This is a genomic window from Chryseobacterium aahli (genome assembly GCF_022699665.1).
Classification (GTDB): Bacteria; Bacteroidota; Bacteroidia; order Flavobacteriales; family Weeksellaceae; genus Chryseobacterium; species Chryseobacterium aahli.
In genome coordinates, this window is record NZ_JALDNB010000003.1 from 468188 (window position 1) to 485836 (window position 17649).

Below are 17649 nucleotides of genomic sequence, written 5' to 3' on the forward strand. Positions count from 1 at the left end.
TTATTTTATCGGTTCTATTTTGAAACCTGCTTTTTGAACTGTTTCTATCACTTCTTGTTCGGTAATTCCTTCAGACTTTAAGGTAAGGATTTTTTCTCTGTTGGCAGTGTCCACTTCCCATTGCCCGATACCTTCGGCATCATTTAAAAAAGGGGTTACTTTTGCTACGCAGCTGCTGCAGTTGATATTTGTCTTGAACTGAAAATTCGTATTTTCCATTTTTATTTATTTTAAATTATTTGTTGATACAAAGTTGCGCCAAATAACACGATTTCTTTTGCGGTTTTTGGGGTTTGATTTGTAAGATTTACTGATTGCAGATTTTGTATTGTTACCGATATTGAATGCATGGTCTCTAATTACAGATAATGTATATATCCAATTTTAGCCAGGTAAATACAGTTGTCGCAATTGTCATATTCAATAGTAGATTGGGCAGGATGTTCGAAATTAGCTTTTAAAAAGGCTTCGGAAAACAAAGCATACGGTGGAAACTTCGCAATATGGTTTTTAAGCATTTGATGCGCTTCTACAACTGTTGCTCCATAAAGTTTTTCAAACTTGCCAATTTTATATTGGGTAAAAGCACCATAGTGAACAATAATTTTTAAGGATAGAGAGATTTCCATAGTAAGCTCCAATGACAGCCTGGCTAGCTCTTTTTTGAAATTCTGGTACATTACCACAATCTGGGCTATCGTATCGTCAAAGGAAGGAATTTTGCGGTATTTATAAAACAATACCGCATCTCCCTCAATCTCTGAAACTTTAAACGAAAGGTTGTTGCTGTCAATTATTGATTTCAGAAGATTTTCAGTTATGTATTTCCCAATAGACATATTGGTATTTATGACAAAATCTGTAAATCCGGATATGTCAGGTATCATTACCATTCCTGTTTCATTTGGGGAAATAATTTCTTCCATAATCTAAACTGATAAATGCAACGGGTTAATTTTTAAGTGTTTTTATAGAAAAAGCAGCAATAATCGCGGCAATTACACAGATAACGGCCGCCGAGAAAAATGCCGTTTGAAAACCTGCATTCAGTGCTTCCATATCAGCTGCTCCTGTTGTTTTAATTGCATTGGTTTTTGCAGCAGAAATAGCAACAATAATCGCCAGACCCAAAGCCGAACCTACTTGATAACTCGTATTAACCAATCCTGAAGCCAGTCCTGTTTCTTCGGGTTTAGCACCCGACATCGAAGCAATCGTACCCGGAATATAAGCCAGCGACATACCCAACGCTCCCAACAAAGATGCTGGCAATACATTGACCAGGAACGTTCCATCAGCCGGAATGGTGCTAAACAGAAAAAGTGAAGCGGCAAGTGTAATTAGCCCGGCTATAAGATTTGTTTTGAACCCAAATTTGGCTACCAGTTTGCCCGTAACACCTACCATCAAAAACATAATCGCAATCGTCATAGGCAGTAAAGCCAATCCACTATTGAAAGCAGAATAATTCAGCGTCTGCTGCAGGTACAGATTTAGAAAAAACCATAAAGGTATCCAGGCTGCTGCCAGTAAAGCCATTACCAAATTACCTGATGAAAGATTGGGCACTTTGAAAATGCTTAGCGGAACCAAGGGTTCATTTTTCTGTTTTTGGATAACAAAGAAGATAATGAACAATACTAAAGAAAGTGCCAACAGTCCGATGGTCTGAAGCGATTTCCACCCGGCACCTTCAGCCGATACAATGCTATATACTGCTAACACTAACGCGGCTGTTGCCAAAATTGCGCCTGCTACATCCACTTTGCCTTTTTGGGTACTGCCTTTAAACAAAAGCTTTTTGCTATAAAACAGCACAGCAAGTCCTATGGGAATATTAATGAGGAATACCCAATGCCATGAAAGCCATTCGGTAATAGCTCCACCAAGGAAAACTCCCGCAGAACCACCCGCTGCTGCAGAAGCTCCCCAAAAGCCCAACGCTTTATTGATTTCTTTGGGGTCGGTAAATTTGGATAAAACTAAAGTAAGTGCTGCCGGAGCAATCAACGCAGAACCCAAGCCTTGCAAAGCCCTTCCGGCATTAAGTGCTGCTTCTGACCAAGCTACACCTGCCAGAAGTGATGCAGCAGAAAGAATAACAAAACCCCACATAAAAACCTTGCGGGCGCCAAACAAATCTGACAAACGTCCGCCGAGTAGTAAAAAGCCGCCAAAGGCGATAACATACGCATTAAAAATCCATTGTAAGCCGCTTTGGGAATAACCGAGGTCTGCTTTTATTGCCGGCAAAGCTACCCCGATAATAGAGGTGTCCATAATTACTATAAACTGCGCAGTACAAAGTAAGAAAAGTGCCGACCAGCGTTTGCTGTATGCGGCAGGTTTGTCTATTGGTTGTTTCATGTTTTTTATTTTTTTAAATTATTGATGAGTGATTACAGGCTTAACAGCCCAAGCGCATTTTGCAATTCTACATGAAGCATCCGCAGGTTATATACAGCATTCAGATAATTAATCTTGGCTTGTGTCAAAGCCAATTCGGCATCCGTCAATTCAAGCCTTGAACCTAAGCCGTTTTTGAAACGGTCTTCCATCATGTGGTGGTTCAGTTCTGCCGATTGCACGGTGGTTTCCTGAATGTCCATTTGGGTATTGGCTTCTTTCCATTTGCTTATAATGGTGGCCAGTTCTGTTTTAACCTTGTCTTTTAAATCGTTTAAACGTATATCTTCCTGCTCCGCTTTAATTTTTGCCTGGCTGATTTGAGATTTGGTACGGTAGCCGTTAAAAATTGGTACGGTCAATTGCAAACCCAGAAAGGAAGTTCTTGGTAAAGAATATTCGCCAAACTTCATATCATCAGCCTGTGCCTGTACCTGATATTGTCCTATCAGAGAGAGCTGTGGCAACAACATGGCTTGCGTAGCTTTTAATTTTTTTTGCTGAAGGTCAATCGATAATTTTTGGATATTCAGGTCTTTTCGATTGACTTCTGCAATTTTGAAAGCTTCATCAACCTGGTAAAATTCACTTTTGTTGGCTTCAATACCCAGCTCAAGGTCATCGGTCAATTCTAATTCAGATACATCTTGCAACCCAACCAATCTTTTTAATTCAATACCCGAAACCTCAACATTGTTTTTCAAATATGAAATAGAAGATTTTAAATTTTCTACTGCGATAAAACTCCTTAATGTATCCGCTTTTAAGCCTTTTCCCTGCGCCAACAATGCCCGTGCATCTTGCAGTGCCTTGATATTGCGTTGCAGACTTTGGTCTAGTAAACCCAATTGACTGTTCATCATCAATATATCCAGATAGCGGGTTGAAACCTGAAGGGCAACCTGGCTTTTCAGGTCGGCGGTTTTTTCAATTTCAATTTTTTCATTGATTTTTGAAACCTTTGTTAACTGATGTGCGGCAGGTGAAAAAATGGGTTGATAGAGTGATACAAACCCGTTGTAAATATTTTTTCCGCCAACGGCGATGTCCTGCACCGGCTTATTGGTGCCTGCAAACGAACGGGGCATGAATATAACCTGCCTGTCGAAATAATAGGAATAGCCAAGGTTTGCCGAAATAGTAGGCAGTAAGGCGCCTTTTGCTTCACGGGTTTTTTCTTTGGCGTTAATTTCTTCCAAAACCTGTACCTGCAATGCCTTGTTTCCCTGTTTCGCCATTTCCAATGCATCGGTAAGGGACAGCATTTTTTTCTGTGCATACAATATATTTACGCTACTAATCAAGAGCAGCATCGTAACTATATATGAGATATTCTTTTTCATTTTTTCTTTTTTGAGATTTAAAATCATACTACTTCGGCTGGTCTGTTTTCTTCCTCGGTATCTTCTTCTACAATTACTTTTTCTGCTTTTTTGCTTGATAAATAAGAATAAACTGCCGGGATGATAAACAAGGTTAGTATTCCGGAGAAGGCTAATCCGCCTACAATCACAATCCCTAACGACTGACGGCTGTTAACCGTCAATGCAATCGGTAATGCTCCGAATATCATCGCCAAAGAGGTCATCAAAATAGGACGGAAACGTTGCTCGGCTGCCTGTATGGCTGCTTCTCGTTTTGAAAGTCCGGTGTTTTTAAGGTGGTTGGCAAATTCGACGATAAGGATACCGTTTTTGGTAATTAACCCAATCAGGGTAATTATCCCAATTTGACTGAACACATTTAAACTCTGACCAAACCACGAGAGGCTGAGAATGGCTCCGGTTATAGCCATCGGTACGGTAAGCATAATGGTCAACGGGTCACGTAAATTGCCAAACTGTGCCGCTAAAATCATGTAAATAAGTACCAGTGCCAGAATAAGCGTAAAGGTGATATTGCCCTGACTCTCTGTATAATCTCTCGACTGACCGGCTAAGGATGCTTTAAACGTTTCACCCAAAACTTCTTTCTTTATTTTTTCGATTTCCTGTATTCCTTCGGCAAGGCTCACGCCGGGTGCCATGGCTGCCGAAACTGTGGCAGAAGTGTATTGGTCGTATCGGTAAATAGCGGCAGGACTTACAGCTTCTTCTGTGGTGATGAGATTGCTCAATGGTATCATTTCGCCTGTTGCCGAACGAACGTAGATTGCACTCAGGTCACTTTTGTCATTTCTATAAGTTCTATCTAATTGTCCGATTACTTCATATTGACGGTCGTTTCGTAAGAAATATCCGTAACGCTGCCCGGAGAAAGAGAGTTGCAAAGTATGTGCTACTTCCTCCATTGAAACACCCATTAAGGCCGCTTTCTGGCGGTCGATATTTATTTTTACTTCTGGTTTATTAATCTTTAAATCGGCATCTATAAACATCAGTTTTTTACTTTGCCGTGCCGCTGCCAGGAATTTTGGAAGCACCGCCGTCAAACTGTCGAGGTTTTGCGATTGCAATACAAACTGTATCGGCATTCCACCACCATATCGGCTTCCGATAGTTGGAGGTAAATAAGGAAACAGAAGAAATCCTCTGAATTGCCCTGATGCAGCACCATATTGGTTATACAGGTCCTGAACACTATGCTTTCTGTGCTTAGGGTCCTTAAGATAGATACTTTGTACCGCCACATTCACAGGTGCCGGAGCGGGAATAAAGGAAATAGCGACCATTGAATAGGTTTGATACAGCCCATCGGTGGAGTCGTTCACATATTTCCCGACTTCGGTCATGTGCTTTTTCATATAATCGAACGAAACACCTTCTGGGGCAACAGCGATGAGGTTCATGTTTGAACGGTCTTCAACAGGCGCTAATTCTGATGGAAGTCCTTTTCCTACAAAATAAATGAGTGCAGTAGTACCCACTAAAAATACCCAGGCTAACCATCTGGCTTTCATAAATGTGGTAAGCAAACGGGCATATCCATTATTTAAACGCACGAAAAACGGCTCAGTAACCCGATAAAACCAACTCGGTTTTGTTTTTTTCTTTAAAAAATAAGCACTCAACATCGGTGTTAATGTCAATGCCACCAAAGCCGATACCAGCACCGAACCCGATACCACAATGGCGAATTCCTTGAAAAGCTGTCCACTAATTCCACCCATGAAAACAATGGGAAGAAAAACGGCTGCCAACGTAATGGTAGTGGAAATAACCGCAAAATAAATTTCTTTGGAACCTTTAAACGCAGCCTGTATGGGCGTCATGCCTTCTTCTATCTTTTTATAAATATTTTCAAGTACAACGATGGCATCATCTACTACTAATCCGATGGCAAGCACCAATCCCAAAAGCGTTAAAATATTGATGGAAAAACCAGCCACATACATGATGAAAAACGCGGAAATGATGGATACCGGAATCGCCAATACCGGAATGATGGTCGAGCGCCAATCCCTCAGAAATAGAAAAATAATCAACACCACCAGTCCGAAAGCGATGAATAGTGTTTCTTCTACTTCTTTGATAGATTCGCGTACAGAACTGGTATAGTCGAAACCAACAATCAAACGGTATTCAGACGGAACTTCTTTACGCAGTTGCTCTAAGCGTTTGTAAAATTCATCTACCACTTCAATGGCATTCGCACCTCTTTGAATTTGAATGGCAACACCAATTCCGATACGGTTTAACCCACCAGTTTCGTTAATAATTGCGGTACGTTCATTCTCTTCGCCCAATTCGGCAGAGCCAATATCTTTGAGGCGAATAACTGTATTACCCACTTGCTTGATGAGCATTTCTTCAAAATCATTTACCGAAGTAAGGCGACCCATTGTACGGATGCTCAGCTCACTGTTGCTTCCTTCTATGCGGCCAGCAGGCAGGTCAATATTCTCTCTCGTTAACGCTTTGCGAATGTCTGCAGGTGTCAATTGATAAGCGGCAAGTTTTGCGGGGTCAAAGCGAAGGCGCATGGCGTATTTGTGTTCACCTACAATCGCTACGTTACTAATCCCAGGGATAGATTGCATTTTGTCTTTGATGACGGTAGATGCAAGGTGACTTACTTCTTTGATGTCTTTGGTGTCACTTTCTACCTCAAGGAATGCTACCAGATTATCTGGCGAAGATGCTTTTTGCACAATTGGCGGGTCAACATCACCAGGAAGTTGTTTACGGGATTTGGCCACTTTGTCCCTTACATCGTTCAATGCATCCTCCAAATCCACTTCACGGTTAAATTCTACCGAAATAATACTTACCTGTTCCCTGGATTCAGAAGAAATGGTACGTATTCCGTTGGCCTCGGCAATAGATTCCTCCATTGGGCGGGTAAGCTTCGATGCAATCACATCCGGGCTTGCACCGGGATAGAAGGTAATGACCGAAATAACGGGAGGTTCTGTTAGCGGGAATTCCCGAACGCCTAATTGTTTCCATCCTACTATTCCCAAGATAATAAGCAGGAGTGAAAATACCCCGGCTAAAACCGGTTTTTTTATACTTAAAGATGATATACTCATAATGCTAAGATTTGAAATGAATTATTTGGACACAACGGCTTTTACAGGCATTCCATCTCCTAAGCGCAACATATTTGAAACAATAATGCTATCGCCGGTTGCAATGCCGGAGGTAATGACCGCATCTGTTTCTGTCCTTTTACTAATGGTTACTTCCGCAGGTTTTGCCACGCCATTTTTAATGATAAAAACAGTGTAACCTTTTGCGCCGGGAGCCAACGCTTCGGTTGGTACCAATATTCCTTTTGCGCCTTTATCGGTAGCACTGAAATATACTTTTGCAGAAAGTCCCGGCCTAAACTGACCACCCGTATTAATTGCCAATGCCTGCACCTGCAAGCTCCTGCCTTGAGCATCGAGCCCAGGTTCGGTGGCATTGATGGTTGCCACATACTCCTCACCAGATAACTCTGAAGTAAACCGTACTTTATCTCCCATTTTTATTAAAGGCAGGTATTTTTCCGGAACCGAGAAATTGATTTTGATACTGCTTTGGTCTTGCAACATCACGAGTACTGCACCAGGTGTAACATAAGCACCAAGATGTACTTTTGAAATCCCGATTTTTCCTGAAAATGGTGCACGGATTACCGTTTTTGCGAGTTCAACACGTAGCAAATCTTGCTGTGCAACCAAGGAGCGGAAACGCGTAAATGCTTCATCATATTCCTGCTGTCTTACAGTTTCGGTTTTCAAGAGATTACTCATACGCTCTTTGTTGAGTTTTGCCAATTCCAGTTCTGCAGCAATTTGTTTTAAACGGGATTTGATATCGGCGTCATTCAGTGTGTACAATACAGCGCCTTGGGTAACGTAACCGCCGTCTTTAAAGGCTACTTTAGTTATCTTTTGAGGAATTTCGCTGACGATGGATACTTCTCGATTAGACATCATCGTACCCACAATAGCTTCTTCATGATTGAGCAGCTGTTCCTGAGCAATGATAATATCTACCGGCAATTTGCTGGCATCTGCGTTATTTGTTGCCGGTTTTCCCGACGTTTTTTCCGACTTGTTCTCACAGGCAATCAATAAGATGCCCATTAACGGAATTAAAATTCCTAACCTTAGTCTTGTAGAATTGTATAACATGGTCTTGTGTTTAATGATTTTGTATAACATGTTGCTATGCTTAATGATGTAACAAACGATTAATTTTAAAGGACAAAGGTATTGGTGGCTGCTGCCGTATTTTTGATACTATTACGGGTAAGAGTTGTGAAATTTACGCCTTGCTATTTTTAGCTTTTAAGCAGTATAGTTTTGTTATTAAACCACTTATAAAAAAATCCCTGTTCCTTTTGACGAACAGGGATTGGCAAGTTGATTTGTATTCCGGTAGTTTTACGAAATCGTGCTACAAAGAATTTTAGGTGTTACTGGCAATTTTTCATGTGATTATTTCTGTTGTAATAGCCAGCTTATCACGTCTTATTTTTTTATAGTGGGAAGAGGTAAAGCCGGTGTACTTTTTTAACTGATTGGATAGGTACGCCGGACTGCCGTAACCTAGGCTGTAAGCAATATCAGACAGTGACTGGTCTGTATAGACTAAAAGCTCTATTACTTTTTCTATCTTCTTTGAAATAATAAATTTTTCGAGCGTGAGTCCCTCCAAAGATGAAAACAAGGCACTCAGCGAATCATATTCTTTATACAATTCGTTACTGATAAATGCCGAAAATTTAACAGGCTTGCCAGTCTCCAGTTGTTCATCAATCCCTTTTTCAACGGCAGTTTTAATAAATTCAATAATCTTTTGGTCTTTACTGTATAACAAATCGAATCCGTTCTTTTGGAGCATGGCTCTGATAACTTGTTCATCAACAATGATTGCATCCGTTTCTTTTAGAATTACCACCCCTAAGCGTATTTCGGAAATTTCCAAACCGAGCTTAGGAAATTCTTCCGACAGAAAATAGATGCACCTGTTGCATACCATTCCTTTAATTAATAGTTTCATAGGTTAAAAAAGATATTTCGCATTCTTGATATTATGGAGTCAAAAGTCCGGTTTTGAGGACTATAAAATGTTACGATATTCCGTGTTTGATTTGCAAAATTTCGTGAATCATAAAATAGGGAGAACATTAAAAATTACAAACTAATCAAGGAAAACCATACAGATTTTATAATTAGTCCTGCGGAATTTTGTATAAAATAAAAGTCGGATAATGAAGAACAAGCAAAATATCGAACATCAAATTATAAAAGTGCTTAAAGACTATAATTCAGGGAAAAGCGGATTGGACCTCTTTGAAAAATATGGAGTTTATGGGGTAAATATTTTTGAGTTAAAGCAGAAATACAAAGATTTAGGGATAGATATCCTTAAAGAGCTTATTAATCTTAATGAAGAAAACTACAGATTGAAAACAATGTATGCAGATTTAAGTATCCAACATCGTAAACTGAAAGATTTATTGAAGGAGGATTTTTAAAGGTATAATTGATAAAATTTATCCAATGTGCAAAAATTGCTCAATCAAGTACAACAAACATTTTGTCAAAATTTTTTGGATTCTTTTTTAAATAAACGGTCAGGATAGGTTTATGACCACTTCCTCGTCCATCGGGTAACTCTGACATAGCAATATAATGCCCTCCGATATATTCTGTTCGGTAAGTGCGTGATGGTTGAGCATCCGTACTTCACCATCGGTTTTAAGCGCCCAACAAGTACCACAGGTTCCGTTTTTGCAGGAACTTGAGACTTTGATATGATGTTCGTTCATTGCATCTAAAAGAGATTGATTGGCTTTTACTTCAATAAGCGAAGTGCATTCGTAGGTCTGTACTTCATTGTTAATGTAATGGTCCTGAAAATAAGTCACGATAACATCTTTAGATATACCATCATTCTCAAATACCAGATTTTCTTCGGGAACAGGGTCGAAATATTCGGTATGGATTTGTTCTGGTGAAATATTCAGACCGAGCAAAGCTTCCTGATAAAGTTTCATTAATCCGACTGGTCCGCAGATGTAGTAATTTGCCTCTTCTAACGTCGCAACTTGTTTCCTGATGATAGAGTGGAGTAGTTGCGGAGAAAATCTGCCTGTAATATGGTTGATTTTGGAGGATACAAACTCGTCCGATGTAAACGAATAATAGGGATTTAGCTTTCCATCTGCCTGCATTACTTCCAATTCGTTCCAAAAGATAGTCTCTTCAGGCGATTTATTTCCGTAGATAAGTAAAGGTGTTTTTGCACTTTTATCAATGCTTTTCAACATAGAAAACAGTGGTGAAATACCACTGCCTCCAGTTAGCAGAACTATTTGAGCATGTGCTGCAACCTGCTTTTCCAAAACAAAATTACCGAATGGCGCCTCTATCTCCCAGCTTGAAATGAATATTGCATTATCTACAAGATGGTTGCTCATCTTTCCTCCGGCAACGCGTTTTACGGTTATCGAGGGAAATTCATCGGATGGTTTAGAACTAAGAGAATACGACCTGATGACCAACTCTTCATTTATCACACATTTTATATTGAGGTATTGTCCCGGAAGATAGTTGAATGTCTGCTGTGCGGTATCAAAGTATATTGTAATCGTATCTTCTGTTTCCTTTACTATTTTATATGTGCTCCACTTGTATTTCTTCATCTGTATATAGTTTCTGTTTTTTTTTGTTGTACCCTAGTAAAAAGAAAACCTCTTCTTAGCTGTCTAAAGAGAGGTTTCTGCCCAGTTAGTTCCTGACTTTTCTTGTGTCGTAGCTTCTGTTTTAACTCTGTTGAGCTTAAATTCTTCAACACTTAAAATTTCAGGGATGTAATTTATTGATACATCATCCCTGAAATTAAATTAAACTTTTAGTTAGCACAGCATCCGCTTGAAGGGCTTGAATCCTTTTCGCTATCATCATCTTCTACTTTGTAACCAGCTTTTTCAATGGTTTCTGCCAGCTTATCTTTTATTTCGTCGTTTTCAACAGCAACGGATAATTTTCCAGCCTCTAATTTTTCAACTTTTATACCTTCAATAGCTGCGATTGCGCTATTTACTCTTGTCTGGCAATGTGCACTCTGCATACTTGGAATGCTCAATTCTATATTTTTCATTTTAAATAAATTTTTGTTTTACAAAGTTCCGTACTGTTCTACGCTTATCTTATATGTTATTCCCTTTTTGATTTGTGATATTTACTGATTGGGGTGATGGTATTTGGGTTTGGGAGAGGAATTTAGAAAGGATTTACTTTGTGAACTTGAAAAAATAATTCTGCAGGGGAATATGGGTAATACATAATGTTATATTTTAGAATTAGGTATCAACTATTACAACTGTCCGTACAAGCCTCAACATTTTACTAATTGAAAAAAAAATTGTCTGATAAAATTATTATCGTAATATTGCGATATAGAATTTATGAAAAATGGGAGCCACTAAAACAGAACATTTCACGGACAAGCAAAATCAAATTGCCACCATCGCAAAAGCCTTGGGACATCCTGCAAGAATTGCGATTATTGAATATTTAATGAAAGTAAACGAGTGCATTTGTGGCGACATTGTGAACGAACTTCCATTGGCGCAACCGACTGTTTCCCAACATTTAAAAGAGTTAAAAAACGCCGGAATTATTAAAGGAAATATCGAAGGAAATTCGATTTGTTATTGCATTGATGAAAAAACAATCGAAATTTTAAATATTTATTTCTCAAAAATTGTAGAAACGGTTTCTAAAGCCAAATGCTGTTAAAGTATTTTTTTTGGCTAATCATATCGCAATATTGCATTTAAACTATAAAGAATTATAAGATGAAATTATCAGACGTAAAACAGATCTTACCAACATTAAAAAATGTTGAATTTCAATTAGAAAACGGAACTTTTGTTCCCGAACATTTTCACGTGACGGAAGTGGGAATGATCACTAAAAACTTCATCGATTGTGGTGGCGTAATCCGCACAGAAAAAGTAGTGAACTTTCAGTTGTGGAACGCAGATGATTTTGAACATCGCTTAAAACCTAACAAATTACTCAATATCATCAAGCTATCTGAAGAAAAATTAGGCATCGAAGATTTTGAAATCGAAGTGGAATATCAAAGTGATACAATTGGGAAATACGATTTAGAATTTAACGGAAAAACATTTGTTTTGGTCAATAAAACTACGGCTTGTTTGGCTCAGGATGCATGTGGAATTCCATCAGAAAAAGAGAAAAAAAACTTAGCAGAATTGTCTGCAAATCAAACAGTTTGCAAACCCAATTCGGGTTGCTGTTAAATGATTAATATGAAGCCAAAACTAAAATTTCTCGACCGTTATCTTACCCTTTGGATTTTCCTTGCAATGACTATTGGCGTTGGTTTAGGATATTTTATTCCCAATATTTCAGACGTAACCAATTCACTTTCAGTCGGAACAACTAATATCCCATTGGCAATTGGGTTGATTTTAATGATGTATCCGCCTTTGGCGAAAGTGGATTACTCATTATTACCAATAGCATTTAAAGACAAAAAAGTACTATCGGTTTCGCTCTTACTGAACTGGATCATCAGTCCGATTTTAATGTTTATACTGGCAATAATTTTTCTTCGAAATGAACCCGATTATATGATTGGTTTGATTTTGATTGGCTTGGCAAGATGCATTGCAATGGTTATTGTGTGGAATGATCTAGCGAAAGGAAACCGCGAATATGCGGCTTTATTGATCGCATTAAACAGTATTTTCCAATTGGTATTTTATAGCTTTTACGTTTGGCTTTTCATCAATGTTTTGCCACAAAAATTGGGTTTTGGTCATTTTAATATTAACGTGCCAATGAAAGATGTAGCCGAAAGTGTGTTCATCTATTTAGGTATTCCTTTTATTGCAGGATTTTTGAGTCGCTATTTTCTAATAAAATCAAAAGGTGAAGAATGGTTCAATAGAAAATTTATTCCTGCCATTTCACCCATTACTTTATATGCCCTGCTTTTCACGATTGTATTAATGTTTAGTTTAAAAGGGGATAAAATTTTAGAATTACCGATGGATGTTGTAAAAGTTGCGATTCCTTTAATCATCTATTTTGTGCTTACATTTTTCATTAGCTTTTTCATCAATAAAGCATTGAAAATACCTTACGACAAAAACGCATCCATCGCATTTACGGCCACAGGAAATAATTTTGAATTGGCAATTGCCGTAGCCATCGCAGTTTTCGGAATCCATTCGCCACAAGCATTCGTTGGTGTCATCGGACCTTTAGTTGAGGTTCCGGTTTTAATTTTATTGGTTAAAGTAAGTTTATATTTAAAGAAAAAAACGTATTTATGATAACAAAAAAAGTATTAGTGCTTTGCACAGGAAATAGTTGCAGAAGCCAAATTGCGGAAGGATATTTAAGATATTTCGCAGAACAAAAAGCAGAAATTTTTAGCGCAGGTGTAGAAACTCACGGTGTAAATCCGAAAGCAGTCGCAACGATGAAAGAAGACGGAATTGACATTTCACATCACACTTCAAACAATATTGACGAATATCGAAATATAGATTTTGACTTTGTAATTACGGTTTGCGACAATGCCAAAGAACGTTGTCCATTCTTTCCTACAAAAGCTCAAAAGTTTCATTATAATTTTCCCGATCCAGCAAAAGCAACAGGAAGTGATGATGAAATTTCGGAAGAATTTAGAAAAGTAAGACAACAAATTAAAGAATATTGCGAAAAATTTGTTGCCGAAAATTTTTAGATTGATGAACCGAAAAGGCTAACGTATTACACGAAATATTCGACAAAATGGCGGGATGAGTGCTAAATTCAACGACTTTTTTCGCTTGAATTTTGTACTATTCCCGCTACTACACAAAATCCCAATCTGTTTTATTTCTTCCACTTTAATCTTAAGCTATTACTCACAACACTTACGCTACTCAAAGCCATTGCAGCTCCGGCTATCATTGGGTTTAACAAGAAACCATTGATTGGATACAATATCCCTGCCGCCAGGGGAATACCAATCAGGTTGTAAATAAATGCCCAAAAGAGGTTTTGCTTAATGGTGGCCACGGTTTGTTTGGATAAACGTATTGCCTGTGGTATCTTGGTAAGGTCTGATGAGATGATGGTCATTTTGGCTACATCCATGGCGATATCGCTGCCTTTTCCCATGGCAATGCTTACATCGGCTGTTGCCAATGCGGTGCTGTCATTAATTCCGTCGCCTACCATGGCTACTACTTTGCCTTGCTGCTGTAGTTCTTTTACAAAATCGGCTTTGTGTTGTGGTAATACTTCGGCTTTGTAATGCAGGATGCCTGTTTGCTCGGCAATTGCTTTAGCTGTGGCTTCATTGTCGCCGGTTAACATATACAATTCGATACCCATTTCCTGCATTGCTGCAATTGCCTGAACCGATGTTTCTTTGATTTTATCGGAAATAGCGATAACAGAAAGTGCCTCTTTGCTGTTTGCAAACCAAATGACCGTTTTGGACTGTTTGCCCCATTCATCGGCTTGGTTTTGCAATTGTTCGGCAATCGCAATGTTGTTTTCTACCAGGAGTTTTTTATTTCCTACAAAATAGGTTTCGTTGTTATGATTGGCTTTTGCTCCTTTACCTGTAATGCTGTCGAAGTAGGATAAGGGTGCGGTAGCTACGCCTTCCAAATGTTTCACTACGGCTTCTGCCAATGGATGCTCTGATTGTTTTTCGATGCTCAGCAAAATAGTTTTTGCGGTATCATCATTGTTCAGCCATTGGATACTTGTTACTTCGGGTCTTCCCTGTGTTATGGTTCCGGTTTTATCCAAAACAATGGCATTTACTTTTTTAGCCAATTCAAGACTTTCGGCATCTTTAATTAAGATACCATTTTCTGCACCTTTACCAACACCCACCATAATTGCCGTTGGTGTAGCCAAGCCCAATGCACAAGGACAAGCAATAACCAAAACGGTAACGGCTGCCAATAATCCTTGCACCAAACCATTTTCGCCACCTAAAATAATCCACAAAACAAACGTCAGAATAGCAATACCAATCACCACCGGAACGAAAATGCCTGCAATTTTATCAACCAATTTTTGAACGGGAGCTTTACTGCCTTGTGCATCTTGCACCATTTTAATGATTTGGGCCAACATGGTTTCCTTACCCACTTTTACTGCTTTAAATTGAAAACTTCCTTTTTGGTTAATGGTTCCGGCAAATACTTTTTCGTTTTCTGTTTTTAGTACCGGAACAGGTTCGCCGCTCAGCATACTTTCGTCTACATACGAATTACCCGAAGTAACCATTCCGTCGACCGCAATTTTCTCGCCGGGCTTTACCAGGATTATATCATCAACATTTACGGCTTCAATAGCGGTTTGTTTTTCGCTTCCGTCCGGTGCTATTACTATCACGGTTTTAGGTTGCAAGCCCATCAGTTTTTTAATGGCCGTAGAGGTATTTCCTTTGGCTTTTTCTTCCAATAATTTACCTAAAAGGATAAAGGCGATGACCACTGCAGCTGCTTCAAAATAGACGTGTGCGTGCAATCCTCTCTGGTGCCAGAAATCCATAAAAAGCATATTGAATACACTAAATATATACGCAATGCCTGTACTCAAGGCGACCAAAGTATCCATATTGGCAGAACGATGTTTGGCCTGTTTCCATGCGTTGATGAAGAAATCTTTACCCAGCCAAAGTACCACAGGAGTGGAAAAGAACCACATAATTTCGTTACCATAGGGCATATCCATAAAAAACATACCGATGGTTACCACAGGTAATGATAATATAACGGCCCAAATAGTTTTGTTTTTTAACTTTTTGAATTTCTCTGCATGGATGGTCTCCAGGGATTCCTGCTGCTTTGCTTCTTCAACAATGAGCAGGTCATAACCAACGCCCTGAACCGCTTTTTGCAGTTTGGTAGCATCCGTCATATTGGGAAGGTACTCAACGGTCAGGTTTCCTGTAGCGTAGTTGACAGAGGCGTCAATCACACCCGGCTCATACTTTACGATGCTTTCTGCACTACCCGCACAAGACGCACAAGTCATCCCTAAAACCGGGAAGGAATTTTTTACGGTTGGGACACCATAACCCAAGTCTTTAATAGCTGCAACGGCTTTACCAACGGTTTCAGTATTTTTAACGGTAATGGCTGCTCTGTGGTTATTGATTTCTACTTTCTGGGTTTCAACACCATCAACCTTTGCCAACCCTTTTTCAACGATTAATGCACAATGTTCGCTTTCCACATCTTCTAAAGGAATGTAAACCGTTTCTCTGTTGTTATTTGTAGCCATAATTTCTATTGCTTTATTTGCAATACAAAATTGGCGACAATGTGGAGAATAGTTATTGTGGAATTATGGAATTGATTTGTAATATTTACTAAACTTGGTTTAATGGTTTGCGGTTGAAGTTTTCTTCAATCGCTTTAAAAAAAGTCGTTTTTTATAAGTTATTTTGAAGTGGGAGCTGGGAAACGGCGACTGATTTTATCTTCTGTTTTTTTTCGTCCGTTCGATTGTTAGCTCAAAATATTTTTCTAAATTTGTAACCATTGTATAAGGTTAAACAACTTGGTTATGAGCGAATATTTGTCATTGTCGGAAGCATCAGAATTAATTGGGAAAAGCAAAGAAACGCTTAGACGTTGGGATAGAGAAGGAAAATTGTCTGCTGTTCGTGAACCAATGAGCAATTATCGGGTTTACAGAAAATCGGAAGTTTTAGAATTATTTACTGATTTTGTAAATGATGACATTGAAGCATCTAATTTTGTAGAACCCGAAAATGAATACAAAGTTTTAGAACTATTTGCAGGCGCAGGTGGTTTGGCCGTAGGAATGGAAAAGGCTGGTTTGAAGTGTGTTGCACTCAACGAAATTGATAAATTTGCTTGTGCTACTTTGCGCAAAAATCGACCAAATTGGAAAGTTTTGGAAGGTGATATTAAAGCTTTTGATTTTTCTGAATTTCACGATAAAGTTGATGTTGTAACCGGTGGTTTTCCTTGTCAGGCATTTAGTTATGCAGGAAAAAAATTAGGATTAGCAGATGCAAGAGGAACTTTGTTTTATGAATTTGCGAGAGTCGTAAAAGAAGTAAATCCACCGATTTGTATTGGAGAAAATGTTCGTGGTTTGTTGAGTCACGATAACGGAAATACTTTGCAAGGAATGATTTCTATTTTAGATGAAATTGGCTACAACGTAGTTCCAGTACAGGTTTTGAAAGCCATTAATTACAATGTTCCACAAAAAAGAGAACGATTAATTTTAGTCGGAATTCGAAAAGACATCAATTTAGAATACGAATATCCAATACCGTATAAGAAAATTTACAACTTAAAAGATGCTTTGAAAAAAGGCGAATTATTCGACACCAATGTTCCAAAATCAGATGGTGCAAAATATCCGAAAAGCAAAATTGAAGTTTTAGATTTAGTTCCACCAAAAGGATATTGGCGAGATTTACCTTTGGAAATTCAGAAATCTTTTATGGGCGGAAGTTTTCATTTGGGTGGCGGAAAAACTGGTATTGCTCGCAGAATTGGTTGGGACGAACCTTGTCTCACTTTAACTTGCAGTCCTGCCCAAAAACAAACCGAACGTTGTCATCCCGAAGAAACCCGACCATTTACCGTTCGCGAATATGCAAGAATTCAAACTTTTCCGGATGATTGGAAATTTGAAGGTTCCATTGCGCAGCAATACAAGCAAATCGGAAATGCTGTTCCTGTAAACCTCGGAAAGGAAGTTGGTTATTCGATTGTGAAATTTTTGAATAAATATTATAAAGTAAAATAGAAATTACTGGTATCTAT

General features: G+C 38.7%; 16 protein-coding genes. 6 read left to right on the forward strand and 10 right to left on the reverse strand.

The annotated features are described in order from the left end of the window. From MQX03_RS08305 to MQX03_RS08335, 7 genes are all read right to left on the reverse strand, one after another. Positions 1-219, reverse strand: a complete 219-nt coding sequence (locus MQX03_RS08305; RefSeq protein WP_242802508.1) for a heavy-metal-associated domain-containing protein — start codon at positions 217-219, stop codon at positions 1-3. A 140-nt stretch (positions 220-359) separates the two neighbouring features. Further along, entirely contained in the window at positions 360-887 is a 528-nt protein-coding gene (locus MQX03_RS08310) for a DUF2652 domain-containing protein (protein WP_242802509.1), read from the reverse strand. A gap of 64 nt (positions 888-951) precedes the next feature. After that, positions 952-2367, reverse strand: coding sequence for an MFS transporter (locus MQX03_RS08315; RefSeq protein ID WP_242802510.1), 1416 nt, complete (start codon positions 2365-2367; stop codon positions 952-954). 32 nt (positions 2368-2399) lie between these two features. Continuing rightward, entirely contained in the window at positions 2400-3749 is a 1350-nt protein-coding gene (locus MQX03_RS08320) for a TolC family protein (protein WP_242802511.1), read from the reverse strand. A 23-nt stretch (positions 3750-3772) separates the two neighbouring features. Then, positions 3773-6877 carry an efflux RND transporter permease subunit gene (locus tag MQX03_RS08325; protein ID WP_242802512.1) on the reverse strand — a complete coding sequence of 1035 codons (3105 nt, stop codon included), beginning with the start codon at positions 6875-6877 and terminating at the stop codon, positions 3773-3775. A gap of 21 nt (positions 6878-6898) precedes the next feature. Beyond that, the gene (locus MQX03_RS08330; protein ID WP_317224564.1) at positions 6899-7999 is read right to left on the reverse strand and encodes an efflux RND transporter periplasmic adaptor subunit; all 1101 of its coding nucleotides are present in this window, start codon (positions 7997-7999) and stop codon (positions 6899-6901) included. Between the two features lie 268 nt (positions 8000-8267). After that, on the reverse strand, positions 8268-8819 hold the full coding sequence (locus tag MQX03_RS08335) for an AraC family transcriptional regulator (protein WP_242802514.1): 552 nt from the start codon (positions 8817-8819) through the stop codon (positions 8268-8270). Positions 8820-9051: 232 nt separating this feature from the next. Between MQX03_RS08335 and MQX03_RS08340 the strand changes: the two genes are divergently transcribed. Then, positions 9052-9318 carry a hypothetical protein gene (locus MQX03_RS08340; protein WP_242802515.1) on the forward strand — a complete coding sequence of 89 codons (267 nt, stop codon included), beginning with the start codon at positions 9052-9054 and terminating at the stop codon, positions 9316-9318. 99 nt (positions 9319-9417) lie between these two features. Here the strand turns inward: MQX03_RS08340 and MQX03_RS08345 are convergent, their stop codons facing one another. Beyond that, entirely contained in the window at positions 9418-10488 is a 1071-nt protein-coding gene (locus tag MQX03_RS08345; protein WP_242802516.1) for an iron-sulfur cluster-binding domain-containing protein, read from the reverse strand. 209 nt (positions 10489-10697) lie between these two features. Then, entirely contained in the window at positions 10698-10946 is a 249-nt protein-coding gene (locus MQX03_RS08350; protein ID WP_242802517.1) for a heavy-metal-associated domain-containing protein, read from the reverse strand. Positions 10947-11260: 314 nt separating this feature from the next. On the opposite strand from MQX03_RS08350, the gene MQX03_RS08355 reads away from it, so the two are divergent. From MQX03_RS08355 to MQX03_RS08370, 4 genes are read left to right on the forward strand one after another with little or no spacing between them, the layout of a single operon-like run. Beyond that, positions 11261-11587, forward strand: a complete 327-nt coding sequence (locus MQX03_RS08355) for an ArsR/SmtB family transcription factor (protein ID WP_242802518.1) — start codon at positions 11261-11263, stop codon at positions 11585-11587. 59 nt (positions 11588-11646) lie between these two features. Beyond that, entirely contained in the window at positions 11647-12117 is a 471-nt protein-coding gene (locus MQX03_RS08360; RefSeq protein ID WP_242802519.1) for a DUF6428 family protein, read from the forward strand. A gap of 9 nt (positions 12118-12126) precedes the next feature. Next, on the forward strand, positions 12127-13158 hold the full coding sequence (gene arsB, locus MQX03_RS08365) for an ACR3 family arsenite efflux transporter (protein WP_242802520.1): 1032 nt from the start codon (positions 12127-12129) through the stop codon (positions 13156-13158). Beyond that, positions 13155-13574: an arsenate reductase ArsC gene (locus MQX03_RS08370; protein WP_242802521.1), complete on the forward strand. Its 420-nt coding sequence runs from the start codon at positions 13155-13157 to the stop codon at positions 13572-13574. Before arsB ends, MQX03_RS08370 begins: the two co-directional genes overlap by 4 nt. Before the next feature lie 131 nt (positions 13575-13705). Here MQX03_RS08370 and MQX03_RS08375 read toward each other — a convergent pair whose 3' ends face one another. Beyond that, entirely contained in the window at positions 13706-16123 is a 2418-nt protein-coding gene (locus tag MQX03_RS08375; RefSeq protein WP_242802522.1) for a heavy metal translocating P-type ATPase, read from the reverse strand. 285 nt (positions 16124-16408) lie between these two features. Between MQX03_RS08375 and dcm the strand changes: the two genes are divergently transcribed. Next, a complete protein-coding gene (gene dcm / locus MQX03_RS08380; protein WP_394801739.1) occupies positions 16409-17632 on the forward strand; it encodes a DNA (cytosine-5-)-methyltransferase in 1224 nt (407 codons plus the stop codon). Positions 17633-17649 lie beyond the last annotated feature (17 nt).

Excerpts from the sequence above, each read along its gene's own strand:
- MQX03_RS08305 (WP_242802508.1), bottom strand. The coding sequence starts at position 219 with ATGGAAAATACGAATTTTCAGTTCAAGACAAATATCAACTGCAGCAGC.
- MQX03_RS08310 (WP_242802509.1), bottom strand. The coding sequence starts at position 887 with ATGATACCTGACATATCCGGATTTACAGATTTTGTCATAAATACCAAT.
- MQX03_RS08315 (WP_242802510.1), bottom strand. The coding sequence starts at position 2,367 with ATGAAACAACCAATAGACAAACCTGCCGCATACAGCAAACGCTGGTCG.
- MQX03_RS08320 (WP_242802511.1), bottom strand. The coding sequence starts at position 3,749 with ATGAAAAAGAATATCTCATATATAGTTACGATGCTGCTCTTGATTAGT.
- MQX03_RS08325 (WP_242802512.1), bottom strand. The coding sequence starts at position 6,877 with ATGAGTATATCATCTTTAAGTATAAAAAAACCGGTTTTAGCCGGGGTA.
- MQX03_RS08330 (WP_317224564.1), bottom strand. The coding sequence starts at position 7,999 with ATGTTATACAAAATCATTAAACACAAGACCATGTTATACAATTCTACA.
- MQX03_RS08335 (WP_242802514.1), bottom strand. The coding sequence starts at position 8,819 with ATGGTATGCAACAGGTGCATCTATTTTCTGTCGGAAGAATTTCCTAAG.
- MQX03_RS08340 (WP_242802515.1), top strand. The coding sequence starts at position 9,052 with ATGAAGAACAAGCAAAATATCGAACATCAAATTATAAAAGTGCTTAAA.
- MQX03_RS08345 (WP_242802516.1), bottom strand. The coding sequence starts at position 10,488 with ATGAAGAAATACAAGTGGAGCACATATAAAATAGTAAAGGAAACAGAA.
- MQX03_RS08350 (WP_242802517.1), bottom strand. The coding sequence starts at position 10,946 with ATGAAAAATATAGAATTGAGCATTCCAAGTATGCAGAGTGCACATTGC.
- MQX03_RS08355 (WP_242802518.1), top strand. The coding sequence starts at position 11,261 with ATGGGAGCCACTAAAACAGAACATTTCACGGACAAGCAAAATCAAATT.
- MQX03_RS08360 (WP_242802519.1), top strand. The coding sequence starts at position 11,647 with ATGAAATTATCAGACGTAAAACAGATCTTACCAACATTAAAAAATGTT.
- arsB (WP_242802520.1), top strand. The coding sequence starts at position 12,127 with ATGAAGCCAAAACTAAAATTTCTCGACCGTTATCTTACCCTTTGGATT.
- MQX03_RS08370 (WP_242802521.1), top strand. The coding sequence starts at position 13,155 with ATGATAACAAAAAAAGTATTAGTGCTTTGCACAGGAAATAGTTGCAGA.
- MQX03_RS08375 (WP_242802522.1), bottom strand. The coding sequence starts at position 16,123 with ATGGCTACAAATAACAACAGAGAAACGGTTTACATTCCTTTAGAAGAT.
- dcm (WP_394801739.1), top strand. The coding sequence starts at position 16,409 with ATGAGCGAATATTTGTCATTGTCGGAAGCATCAGAATTAATTGGGAAA.